The following is a 12630-nucleotide window of genomic DNA, read 5'->3' as shown; positions in this document are numbered from 1 at the left end:
TGCTGGCCGAGCTCGGTCTCGACGGGCTCGACCTGCCGGCCATCACCGCCGACATCCCCGAGGTAGGGGAGCTCCTGGCTCCGGTGCAGACCGCTGCCGACACGCTCACGGAGCGGCTGACCGAAGCCGGCAGCCTGCTGGACCCCATGACCGGGGTGCTCGGCCTCGGCGGTGGAAGCCTGACGATGCTCTCCTCGTCGTCGGACCTCACCCAGCTCTCGGGGGAGCTCGATACCAGCGGCGAGTCCGGTGCGCTCACCGGGACGCTGGATGGCACACCGGGCGACCTGGGGCCGCTCGCCAGGCTCGAGGCGCTTACGCCTCCGCAGCCGGATGGTCGCCTGGGCCAAGCGACTGGCCAGGCGGGCCAGGTGAACACCTCCGGCGTCACCGCCGCGGTGGGGCACATCGTCAGTCAGCTTGGGCCGCTGGTGACGCAGCTTCCTGGAGCCGGCGATGTGGTGCGTCCGCTGGAGACGGCGCTCCAGCTGGTGGAGCGCGTCACCGCGGAGGACCTGCCCGCACAGCTGCGCGCGCTGGTGGAGCGCCTGTCCAACGAGCTCAAGGGCCCTCGCGAAGGCGGCTTCGCCCAGGTGCTGCTGCGCTTCGCTGACCTGCTGGGGGGCGCGGACGAGCTGCGCTCCTTGTTCGAGCTCGCCCGTACGGTGATGGGGGCGTCGGGGCTGGACCTCTCCGGAGCCCGGGTGGTGGGTGACCTGGTGCCCGCGGCGGTGCAGACCGCGCGCTCACTGGGCGCGCTGATGGCGCTGGAGTCCACGCTCGCCGAGGCCGAGCGGCTGACCACGCTGATGCAGCGGCAGCTCGACCCCGCGAAGGTGGGGCGGGCGGTGCAGGCGGTGGAGGAGGCCTTTGGTACCGGCTCCTCCTCGCTGGCCACCTTCGTCGCGGGCATCGACGTGCTGCAGCCTTCCGAGGTGAGCGCCGCCCTGGAGGCGATGCGTGCCGCGGTCAGCCGCATGGGCGAGCTGGAGGATCTCCTGGCCCAGTCGCTGGGCTTCGGCGAGGCCACCCTGGTTCACATGGACCTGCCGCGCGTGGAGGCCGAGGTGGCGTCCGCGCAAGGGCTCTTGCGCGGCGTGGACACCGCGCCCGTCACCCTCGCGGTGCAGGGGCTGGTGGATGCGCTGCGGCCGGTGATGCAGCTGGAGCTGCCGACGGGGCCGGCCGCCGAGCTGGACGCGCTCCTGGACCTGCTCGAGGGCAAGGCGCAGGAGATGGCCGACGCGATCGCCGCCCTCGACCTGTCGGTGATCACCGGGCCTCTGCAGCAGGGCCTGGGCGCGGTCACTGGCGCAACCGGACAGCTCGCCGACGTGATGACGAGCGTCACCTCCACCGCGCGCACCACGCTGGAGCAGGTCCGCCAGGCAGTAGCAGCCATCCCCTTTGAAGGCATCGCCGCTGCCATCCGGCAGGTGCTCGAGCCCCTGAACGAGGTGATGGAGCTCCTCGGGGGCGCCGTGGGGGCCGTGCAGGGCGGGCTGGGCTCTGGGGCCCAAGCGGTGCGCACGGCGCTGCTGGAGATCGAGGAGGCGATCAAGAACTTCCGCGACGCCGTGCTGGACGTCCTGAAGGACGCCGAGGAGTTCGTGGTCGCGCTGGACCTGGACGGGAAGATCGGCCTCGTGGCGGACAACGTCAACGGCTTCGCCAACACGCTGTCGCAGGCTCAGCTGAGTCCGTACTTCGATACCGCGGTGGACGTGATCGGCACCGCCGCTGACGTGTTCAGCAACATCCCCTTCGGCATGCTCCCTGACGACATCAAGTCAGAGGTGGATGCCGCCGCCGCCCCCATTCGCGCCATCGACGTGGAGGCGGTGAAGACCACCGTCGAGGGTTGGTTCCAGATCACGCCTGAAGGCGAGTTTGCCCTGCGCGGGCCGCTGGAGGATGCGCTTGCGGACATCCAGGAGCGCTACGAGCAGATCGTCGCCGCCGTCGAGGAGGCCGATCCGCGCAAGCTTGCTGACGAGATCAACATCCAGCTCCAGCGGATCTCCGCGGAGATTGACCGGGTGCTCCCGCAGCTCAACCTCCAGGAAGTGCAGGACGTCATCGACCAGGTGAAGAGCCGCATCCAGGGGCTCGACGTCCACGCCGCGCTGGCGCCGATCGAGAGCGGCTTCAACCAGGTGCTGGCCGCGGTGGATGCCTACTCCCCCGCAGCGCTGATCACCCCGCTCGAGGAGCGCCTGGACGCCGCACGCAACAAGGTCGTGGACGAGATCAAGCTCGACCAGTGGGGGCCCTCGCTGGAGGCGCTGGCCGACCAGTCGAAGGCGCTGGTTGACCGCCTGGACCCGCTGCGCTTGCGGCCGGTGCTGACCGACGCGCTGGCCGAGGCGAACCGCCTGCTGGACCAGGCTCCCGACCTTCACATCGGGCGCGGGCTGGGGGCGCTGCTGTCCTCGCTGCTGGCGGGCGCAGGGCTGCGCATCCATCCCTGGACGTTCGGGGCAGTGCTGTCGTGGATTGCCGGCGAGTCAGGCGCAGGAGCGCTGCAGGGCCGAGCGCAGCGCATTGCCGATGCCGTGGAGGCCACCCACGCCTCCACCCAGGCGCTGGATCTCCAGGGGCTGGCCATCCGTCTGACCCAGCGCGCTGCGGCCTTGCGCGCCGCCATCGAATCCCTCCCCGTCGGCTCGGCGCGCACCCAGCTGGAGGCCCTTGCCTCCACGCTCCAGGTGGATCGTCGGATGGCTGCCCTCGCCAGCAACCGCGCGCGCTACCTGGGGCTGCTCGGGACGTCCGCCGCGCGCACTGCCACCCTGCGCGTCACTGGCCTGTCCGAGGTGGACCAGGCCATCGAGCGGCTGCGCGCGACGTTCTCTCCTCTGCAGGAGGTGCGCGAGTTCCTCAAGCGGCTCTTGCGCCCGCTGGGCCTGCGCCTCGACGGCAGCCTCAAGGATGCCGTGCGCGCCGTGCTCCTGGTGTTCGACGCCGAGCGGGTGGCGAACATCTTCACGCCCATCTTCACCGCGGCGCGCGGGCGGGTCACCGGGCTCGTGGACCTGTTGCTCACGCCGATGCTGCAGGGCATCACCGATCTCCAGACCGCGATCGCCGCGATTGACATCACCCCGCTGCGCGAGGGCCTGCAGGCGGTGTACGACGAGGCGCGCGGCGGTATCCAGGCACTCTCGCCCTCGGCGCTGCTGGGCCCGACGCTCACGGAGTTCGACACCCTGAAGGCGACGCTGCTGGCGTTCGATCCGCTGCAGCCCCTGCGCCTGGTGCTGGACGAAATCAAGGCCGTCAAGGATCGGCTGGTGCCGCTGCTGGACGGGCACACCCTGCTGGCGTCGCCCATCACCATCTATGACGAAGTGATGGGAGCACTCCGCGCGCTGAACCTGGAGGAGCTGCTGGGACCGGTGCTCAACGCGTTGGACGATCTGGCGCGCCAGGTGGACGAGGGGTTGGACCTCACCACGGACGCGCTGGAGCGGCTGCAGCAGGCTCTGCCGGCGCCCGGCAGCGGCGGCGGCTCGGACTCAATCTCAGGATCGGTGGGGTAAACGCATGCCAGCTGTCCTGACCCACAAAAGCATCATGCTGCTGGCGCGCGAGCGCCTGCGGCTCATCTCCGAGCTGCTCAAGCACAAGGTGGAGTCCGGCGCGCCCGTCAGCGACCTCGAGCACCGCGTCCGGTTCCTCGCCGACAAGGCGTACACGCTGATGTCCGAGAACGCGGGCGCGCAGCCAGCGATCCAACACCCGGCTGGCGAGGTGTACGTGCGCCCGCTCGGCGGGGGTGTGTCGCGCTTCGCGGTGATGGGCTCCATGGGGCCGGACATCCCCGGCTTCTCGGCGTTGTTCTCGCCCGGCCAGGAATGGGCCTTCGACACGATCCACAAAGGCAACCCCGACGCCAACCGCGAGCGGGTGGTCGCCAGGACACACACCTTCGTGCTCGAGCTCTGGAGCCAGGTGCGCCGCGCCGTCACCGAGAACCGAGCTACCGAGGCGGAGGCGCAGAGGCTGGCCGCCTATGCCCTGGGGCACCTGTGCCACGTCGCCGCGGACGTCGTCTCGCACCCTTACATCAACGACCTCGAGTGGCACGTCGCCAACAGCACCCGGAAGAAGTTCAGCCACGCCGGCGGCGAGGGCTCTATCGACGCCATGGTGGCCCGCCAGGTGCTGCTGCGTGAGAGCACCCGCGAAGGGCAGGACTGGGAGGTCTGGTGGCCGACCTTCGATGAGGTGCCGAGCGCCTTCTTCGACGCCTACGTCGCGGCCCTGGAGAGCGTGTATGCCGCCGAGCACCCGCACTCGCCGAATGCCTTCGGGGCGTTCAAGGAGAAGTTCGCCGCCGAGAACCCCCCCGCGCTGGACGCCGCGTTCGTGCGCGACGGCTACCGCATGTACCGCCACGGCGTGATGACCATGGGGTACAGCTGGGGCTACTGGGACTGGTTCGGGTTCCTCACCCCGCTGGTGGTCCCGCTGATGTCCATCTTCCCGCTGCTGTACGCGATGCCCGCGGGCAAGCAGTTCGTGGAGCTGCCGATCGGCGAGGTCTCCGAGCGTGGGTGGATGGAGATGCTGATGTTGCCCGCGGTCCTTGGCAGCTTCCCTGCCATCTTCTACGGGCTCTGGATGAACGCCATCACCACCCACGGCGTAGAGGGCCGCAGCATCACCGGCATCGTTCTTGGCTTCCTCGCGTTCACCCTCGGCATCGTGTTCTTTGCCACTCTGGGTCAGGACACCGCGTGGTGGTTGCGCTGGCTGATCCTCTTCGCGCCGGTAGCGCTGTCAGGGCTTATCTTTTCCACGATGTCCGTGGTGGACTTCGCCACCGGCCGTACGGGGCGGGGCGCGCTCAGCCTCATCTTCAGCATCCCCGTCCTGTTCTCGGTGGTGACGCTGCTCTTGACGCTGCTCTTCCTGGGGGCTGCACAAGGGAAGAGCTGGGGGAACATCGTTGCCATCATCCTGCTCAGCGTCGTTGGCCTCCTGCTGTGGTTCCTGCTTCCGCTGAAGCTGCGAGAAGTCCGCATCCCCGAGTCGCCAGAGCCCTTCCCGGCTGATCGGCCGCACCTGGTGCGCCTGTTCGACGACTCGACCCTGTGGGCCCAGCCTGATGTGGCGCAACCCTCCCTGTCCGACCTCCACTATCCGTCGCAGCGCCGTCCGCTGTTGAAGCTGTGGTGGACGGGCGCTGGCGATCTCTACGCGCGCTCCGAGCAGTCACGCATCCAGTTCAACACCGCTGACAGCGGCCCACCCACGAAGACGGTCCTCGGGCCAGTGGTGCCGATGACCGCGCGCGATTTCATCCATCAGCTCGAGGCCGAGGTTCCCGGTCTGCACGCCGCGCTGGTGTATGCCGACGACGGCGATCGCGAGCCCGTGCTCTTGCCAGGCGCTACGTTCTCGGAGGAGTTCGACTTCGGCGAGCACTACGAGCCCAAGGGAGACGCTGACGCGCACGGTGTGCCGGCCGTGGTCGCTGGCTGGCGAAAGCTCAGCACCAGCGAGGACGAGGTGGACTACGTCCTGTTCCACGCCGACAAGCCCTACCAGTCCATCCGCTACGGCAAGCAGGGCCCGGTGGCGAGCGCCAACCCGGAGGAGGAGGGTGTCTCGGGGCCCGGAGAGGTGAAGTCAGGCGACGGCCTGACCGTCACCGGGGAGGACACCGCGTTCGGCTGGTTCTTCGAGGCAGGTGACCTCATCCAGGTGGAGGGGCAGACGCGCACGGTCACCGCGATCACCAGCGACACCGAGCTGACGATCAACGCTGCCTTCAACCCTGCCATCGACTCGTTCGAGCCGTACCTGCGCATGGGCAGCCGCGAAGAGGCCTCGCAGGGCTACACCTACGTCAGCAATCCGGGCGGTCCTGGCGGCCCGGTGGGTGGTGAGACGTTGATGGACTACGCGGCCGACCTGGGCGCCTTGCTGTGCCTGGGCCTCACACCCCACCTGATGAAAGACACCGAGCGCCGCGTGCGGGACCTGGAGGGAAAGCACCCCGCGGGCGGTGGCGATCCCATCAACCCCAAGGTCCCCAAGGTGTACCAGGTGTTCCGCAACTGGAACCTCGACCGCAGGCGCCTCAACGAGTGGCGCATGATCCTGACGGGTGGAGCGCACTCGGAGAAGTCGGCGCCTGGCGAGTACGACTCGGCGCTGCCTCACCCACGCGATACCGACTGGAGCGCAGGCGCGCCGGGCGAGGACACCGCCAATGACATGGGATGGGTGCCAGTGCTGCGCGAGTGGCTGGCCCGCGCGGCGCAGAGGAGCAGCGTGATTGATCCGGTTGCGCCCGTGAACGGCCCCGCGAGCCGCGAGCTCAGCCGGGCACTGGCCTTCCTGCTGGACCTGCCCGATCCGGTGATCGTGGCCTGAGTGGACGTTCCTGAAGACGCGAGAGGAGGTGAGGGAGATGGCTGACGAAGAGGATCAGATCGAGCCGGTTCCGGAGATTGGCACCCAGGCGGCCCGCGCCGCCGACTTCCTGCGCCGCTTCGGCGCCGAGGTTCGCGCCGACGGCCAGGGCCTCCTGAGCTCGTGGTGGGACGCGATCCAGTTTGCTCTCCACGCCGCCTCTGACGACGGCGGAGACGGGTGGACGCCGCTGGGGCCTCGCAACGTGGCCGGCGCCGTCCGCTGCCTGGCGCAGGATCCCACCAACCCGGACGTGATCTACGCCGGGGCGGCCATGGGCGGCCTGTGGCGCACCGAGGACCAGGGGGCCACGTGGGCACCCGTCGCGGATCGCACCTTCTCCAGCACTCCGGTGAGCGCCATCGCCATCGCGCCCACCGACAACCAGGTCATCTACGTGGGCACTGGGGATGTCAATACCGGCGGCGTGCCTGGCATCGGGCTCTTCAAGTCCGTCGACCGTGGCGCAACCTTCGTGTCCATCGCCACCGGCAACCAGTGGACGATGCCACCGCCCGCCGCTCCTCATGCCTTCCGCTACACCCGCATCGTCGTCGACCCCCGGGAGAAGCACAGGGCCTGGGTGGCCAGCAGCAACGGCCTGTGGCGTCTGGAAGGCCCTCTGACCTCGTTCCACGAGGAGGCCCTCACCTACAACGCGCCTGCCGCCTTCCACAGCAAGAAGGTGTCGGACGTGGCGCTGATCGACTCGGCGCCTACCAACGAAGTGTGGCTCCTGGCGGCGGTCTACGGTGAGCGCGTCCTGAGAGGCGTGTTCAGCCGGGCCTCCGGTACCACCACCTGGACAGTCTCCAACGGCGTCCCCCCTTCCATCCCGGGGCGCTCGGAGACGTACGCCCTCGACCGTATCCGCCTGTCCTTTGCGCCGTCCGATCGGAACGTCGCCTACGCGCTCGTCGGGGAGGCGGTGACCGGAGACGAGAAGGGGAAGCTATACCCGCTGCCACTCCTCCGGTCCGCCAATGGGGGGGTGGACTTCGCCTTCGTCCGGAACTCGCGCGGCCAGGCCGAGCGCATCGAGCAACCCTCCACCACCAAGAATGGCCAGTCCTGGTACAGCATGGAGCTGGCGGTCCACCCGCGGCTGCCCGACACCGTGATCGCCGGCCATGTCGATCTGCACCGCACCCATGATGGCGGCGCCACCTGGACCCAGCTGATCCACTGGCCGAACTACATGATCCACCACCTCCGTGCTCAGCACGGAGACACGCACGCGATCATCTTCGACAACCGCGAGCAGGGAGACGTCAACGCCCAGCGCATCTGGGTGGGGAATGATGGCGGCGTCTCGTTCACCGAGGACCGCGGCACTGTCTGGCGCAAGAGGAGCTACGGCCTGCTCGGCGCCCAGTTCGTCGACATCACCACCCATCCGAAGTACCCCTCCATCTACGGCGGAGGCATGCAGGACAACGGTACCTTCGTCAGCTACGGCGGCCCCACCTGGTTCCGCATGGGTGGGGGGGATGGAGGGTGCTTCGTCACGCACCCGACCGATCCGCGCAAGTTCTTCACCTCGACACAGGAAGGGTTCAATCGCGCCACGGTGGGAGCAGACCGCGTCCTGACACCGCTGCGCGAGGTGCCGCCCACCTCGCCCAACGCCGATGACAACGTGATGCGCGTGCTCCAGGAGGATGTATCGGCTGGCTTCGGCGGTCACACCGCGCTCTTCCGCGGACTGCTCTTCGGCGATGACACCACCCCTGAGCGGCTGCTCGCCGGGCGCGCCGGGGCGGCCTTCCTCTCCACCAACGGCGGCGCGGGCTGGACGAAGCTCACCACCGGCACGTACACCGCCTTCGCGTCGGGCACTGGGACGCCCGAGACGACCGCGCTGACCTTCGGTTCACCCGGGGACCCCAGCATCTTCCTGGGGACCGAGACAGGCGACATCTTCGCCAGTCCGGATGGCGGCGGCACCTGGGTGCACACCACGCCGTTCAACAGCCCAGGCGCGCCTCCCGCAGTCCCCCCCACGATCGCGCGCATTGACTCCTTTGCGCTCCTCCCCGGGCAGCCGAAGGTGGTGGCAGTCAGTGCGCAGAGCGCGGGCGCCCAGCAGGTGATGCTTTCGCACGACGGCGGCAGCACCTGGATCAACATCAGCGGCGTGGGCCAGCTCCCTCCGGGGCCAGTCTTCGCGCTCGCCTTTCACCCCTCCAACGAGCGGATCCTGCATGCCGGGACGCTGGTGGGCTGCTTCGTCACACGCGCCCTGCCGCAGTTCAGCGCCGCCGTCGCCACGCCTCCCGTGCCGGCCAACCCGAACTGGCGCGCCATGAACGGCACCATGGGCGCGGTGATGATCAACGATCTCGAGGTGGTGGCCGCGACGCAGACGCTGCGGGCGGCCACCTTCTCGCGCGGCTGCTGGGAGACGAACATCCGCGACGTCGACGGCGCCGGCAACGCTGGCGCGGTCCACACCCCAGAGCCGTTCCAGGTGAAGCCCATCCTGCTCAACATCCGCAACCACGCGCTCGACGACGGGCGCCGGTACGAGGCGGCGAACACCCTCACCACCGATCCGCGCTTGGCGGACCCGGCCCGCATCGCCCACCTCGATGGCACCCGGTCGATCGACATCAAAGTGAACGCGCCCGAGCTGGTGGACCGCCGCAAGCGGTTCCTCCTCTCCGAGCGCTACGGGCACGCGCCGGACGGCTCCGAGCTGGATGAAGAGTTCATGCACGAGCTGCCTCTGTCCGGCGACAAGAACCGCGTCTACGTGCAGGTGCACAACCGCGGGCACGCGCCCTCCCTGGGGGCGAAGGTCCACCTGTACTGGGCGAACGCGGGAGGAGGGGCGGGCACCGTGCCCGCCATCACCGCGGCCATCAACTTCCCCAACCCGCCCCTGCCCGCCTCGGACTGGAAGCTGGCCGGCATCCTGTCCGTAGGCCCGGTGCTGCCGGGCCACCCCAAGGTGGCCGCGTTCGACTGGGTGATGCCGCTCAAGGTGAAGGAGAACGTGGCGCTGCTGGCGGTGTGCTTCGACCCGGGGGCTGGAGCCGATCCGCTGGCCGCGCTGCCTGCGGGCCCTGCCCTCGAGCTGGTGCAAGCCGAGCGGCGTGTCGGGCTCCTGGTGACGCGGGTGCGGCGCGAGTCAGCGTACATTCGGGACGGGGTGGATGACCTGGGGCGCCGCGGCTCGGTGGCATGGGGCGCACGCAGTCCGGACATCCTGGTGATGCGCAAGGCCGCGGGCGACGCCTTCACCCCTGCGCAGCTGGAGGATCAGGCCGGCCCCCTGAGCAACCTGAACGACCCTCGCCGTGGCGATCGCGTCAAGGAGGGCAACGACAACGCCATCTTCGTGCGGGTGCACAACCCTCACGACGCGGACATCAAGGTCGAGGTGCGCCTGACCTGGAGCTTCCAGGAGAGCGTCTCCTCAGGCCCCTGGGTAGAGGTGGCCACCCCCGCCAACCCGGCGGTGCTCGCTCGCATCCCGGCCGAGCAATGGCGCCTGGCGCGGTTCGACCTGACTGCTCCGGATCCCTCCACCCGGCCGGCGCACGGGCAGGCGATCCTGCTGGCAGCGTCCGTTCGCGTCCTCGACCCTGACGACAACACCGAGATCGACCCCGCGCCGAACATCTCCTTGTTCGCCGACGCGGACGCATTCTGGAACCTGTTCAACCGCGGCTCGGGCGGCTCCAGGGCCGCGCTGCGCGCCCTTCGCTACGAGGAGACGGTCTGATGGTTGAGTCCGCCTTCCTCTCCGCGGTGGCCTCCTACGTCTCGGGGCTCTCGCTCACGCCGCCGCTCACCACCGTCGGGGTGGAGGAGCAGTCGCTCCCCGCCGCGCTACCCGCGGTCATCCTCTCGTTGGAGGAGGCGCAGCGCCCACGCGTAGGTCTGGGTGACAGCAGCGCGGTGGTGACCGGTGCACTGGCCTGGACCGCGAGCATCGACCTGGATGACCCGTACCTGCCCGAGGACGACTCCTTCTCCCTGCTCAGCCCGGATCGCACCCGCCTCACCTTGCCGCATGGTGGCCTGGTGCGGGCCGACGGCACCGAGGGCGCGCTGAGCAGCGGAGACATCACCGTCACCGTGGGGGGCTCTCCCCGCCTGGTGGTGCCCGAGCCTCCCTCTGGCGACGACGTTGCGGTGGACCCGGCCATTGGCCAGCTCCACTTTGGCAGCCCGCTGCCCACTGGACAGCTCGTCCAGGTGAGCTACTTCCTGGGGCAGTGGGAGCGCCGGGTGGAGCGCTTGAACGGGGTGCTGCGCCTGGACCTCCTGGCCACGAACGCCAGCGAGGTGCGCACCCTGTCCGACGCGGTGGTGGACGCGCTGCTCGGACCCGGCGCACGCCAGGCGGTTTCGCGGTTGGTTCGCATGGATCTCAGGAGCTTCGGTCCCATTGGCCTGGCCGAGGCCTCCCCCAGCACCGGGCGCCGGCGCACGGCCCGCTTCGCCTTCGAGTACGAGCGCGATGTCGACCGGCCCGAGTCCTCCGGCGGCGTCATCCAGCGCATCCCGATCGACTCCCTCATCGGAGTGCCCGGGTGACCGGAGCGGGCGGCGGCGCCGCGCAGGCAGGAGCACGAATCCAAGCAGCATCCACGGAGTGAACGCGACGGACTGGTAGCAAGGAGGAGAGCAGGATGAGCGAGACCATTGGTGAGATGATCCTCCCCGGGACGTATATCGACGTCCGGGCGGAGGGATTGATCGGTGTTGGTGGCATCTCCACCGGGAACGTAGGGATCGTCGGTACGGCGAACCGCGGTCCCGTGGATGAGGTGCGCATCCTGGGCAGCTACGGCGAGGCGCTGGATACGTTTGGCGCCTACGACTCCTACACGAGCGGGACCGCCATCACCCCGGGCGCTCCCGCGCTCACCCTGGTGCGCGCCCTGGAGCAGCTGTTCGCGGGCGGCGCCTCGAGCGTGTTCGCGGTGCGCATCGGGGACTTCGGCGTCGGTACACCCCCCAGCACCACGTGGAGCATCACGTTCGTGGACAGCGCCGTGGACAACGAGTTGTTCAAGCTGACGGCCAGGACGCCGGGTACCTGGGCCAACGACATCCAGGTGACGTGCGTCAAGAGCGGCGGGGTTGCCACCCTGCAGCTCAAGTACGGCCGCTTCAAGGAGGAGTTCGTGGCCGCCACCGCTGGCGCGCTCGCCACGGCTGTCAACGCGGGCAGTGCGTTGGTGAGCGCCAATGCGCCCGTACCCGCCGAGGTGGCCATGGTTCCGGACAAGGCCACCATCACCAACGCGACGAGCAATGGGGCCGCCTTCACCAACATCCAGATCACCACGGGACTCGGCAAGCTGGCCAACCAGCCGGTGAACATCGTGGTGGTGGCGGGCGCTACCACGGCGAACCTCGCGCCCATCCAGGCCCATCTGGAGGCCACCGAGAACGATGGCAAGGAGCGCCTCGCCGTGCTCGGCGCGGCCTCGGATGATCCTCAGACCATCGGCTCGCCCGTCAGCAACGCACGCATCCTCGTGACGGCCCCGGGCATCGTCGCTGATGACGCGGCCGATAGCCGCGCGGTCACCCTGCCTGCCTCCTATACGGCGGCGCTGATCGCGGGAAGGCTGGCCTCGCTGGCGCCGCACGTCAGCCTCACCAACAAGGACGTGCCCGTCGCCGAGGTGTCCAAGGAGTACACCCGTGCCGAGCAGAAGGTCCTGCTGGGCAACCGCATCCTGGCCCTCAAGAAGGATCTCGGCATCCGCGTCCTGAAGGGGATCACCACCGACACGGGCGCCTTCAAGCAGATCTCGGTGCGCCGCATCGTGGACTACGCGAAGGCAGGCGTGCGCGTCGGATCGAATCCGTACATCGGCAAGCTGAACAACGCACGGGTGCGCGCCGCGCTCCAGGCCACGCTCGACGGGTTCCTCTCCGGGATGGTGCTGGACGAGATGCTGACCGCGTACACCCTGCAGGTCTCCGCCACTCGCCAGCAGGAGATCAACGGCATCGCCCTGGTCACCATGACCCTCCAGCCGACCTTCTCGATCGATTTCGTGAAGGTGATCATGAACCTCGAGTGACGGAACCGAAGTCGATCACGACGTTTTTTCGCCAGAACGGAGCAACTCCATGGCAGGCACGGTATTTCGCGGTTCGGACGGAACGATCTCGGTGGCGGTGGACGCCGGCCCCGAGGGGGACAAGGCGAAGGCGATCAGCGAGCAGTATTCG

5 protein-coding genes are annotated in these 12630 nt (G+C 69.0%); all 5 read left to right on the top strand.

Going from position 1 to position 12630, the window contains the following annotated elements; genetic code table 11:
- On the top strand, positions 1–3542 hold a 3542-nt coding region (locus tag VD972_RS33245; protein ID WP_324992817.1), incomplete at its 5' end, for a hypothetical protein.
- 4 nt (positions 3543–3546) lie between these two features.
- A complete protein-coding gene (locus VD972_RS33240) occupies positions 3547–6387 on the top strand; it encodes a zinc dependent phospholipase C family protein (protein ID WP_324992816.1) in 2841 nt (946 codons plus the stop codon).
- 37 nt (positions 6388–6424) lie between these two features.
- Complete coding sequence (locus VD972_RS33235; RefSeq protein ID WP_324992815.1) at positions 6425–10156, top strand: hypothetical protein; 3732 nt, start codon at positions 6425–6427, stop codon at positions 10154–10156.
- Positions 10156–10974, top strand: coding sequence for a hypothetical protein (locus VD972_RS33230; protein WP_324992814.1), 819 nt, complete (start codon positions 10156–10158; stop codon positions 10972–10974). The genes VD972_RS33235 and VD972_RS33230 overlap by 1 nt, the downstream gene beginning before the upstream one ends.
- A 95-nt stretch (positions 10975–11069) precedes the next feature.
- Positions 11070–12479 (top strand): phage tail sheath C-terminal domain-containing protein, encoded by a 1410-nt coding sequence (locus VD972_RS33225; RefSeq protein ID WP_324992813.1) that lies wholly within the window; start codon positions 11070–11072, stop codon positions 12477–12479.
- Positions 12480–12630 lie beyond the last annotated feature (151 nt).

Origin of the sequence: Hyalangium sp., assembly GCF_035629615.1 — a bacterium.
Classification (GTDB): domain Bacteria; phylum Myxococcota; class Myxococcia; order Myxococcales; family Myxococcaceae; genus Hyalangium.
This window is presented reverse-complemented; position numbering and strand designations above follow the sequence as displayed.

What these genes read in the sequence shown, in the direction of transcription:
- VD972_RS33235 (WP_324992815.1), top strand. Translation starts at nt 6,425, where the DNA reads ATGGCTGACGAAGAGGATCAGATCGAGCCGGTTCCGGAGATTGGCACC.
- VD972_RS33225 (WP_324992813.1), top strand. Translation starts at nt 11,070, where the DNA reads ATGAGCGAGACCATTGGTGAGATGATCCTCCCCGGGACGTATATCGAC.
- VD972_RS33240 (WP_324992816.1), top strand. Translation starts at nt 3,547, where the DNA reads ATGCCAGCTGTCCTGACCCACAAAAGCATCATGCTGCTGGCGCGCGAG.
- VD972_RS33230 (WP_324992814.1), top strand. Translation starts at nt 10,156, where the DNA reads ATGGTTGAGTCCGCCTTCCTCTCCGCGGTGGCCTCCTACGTCTCGGGG.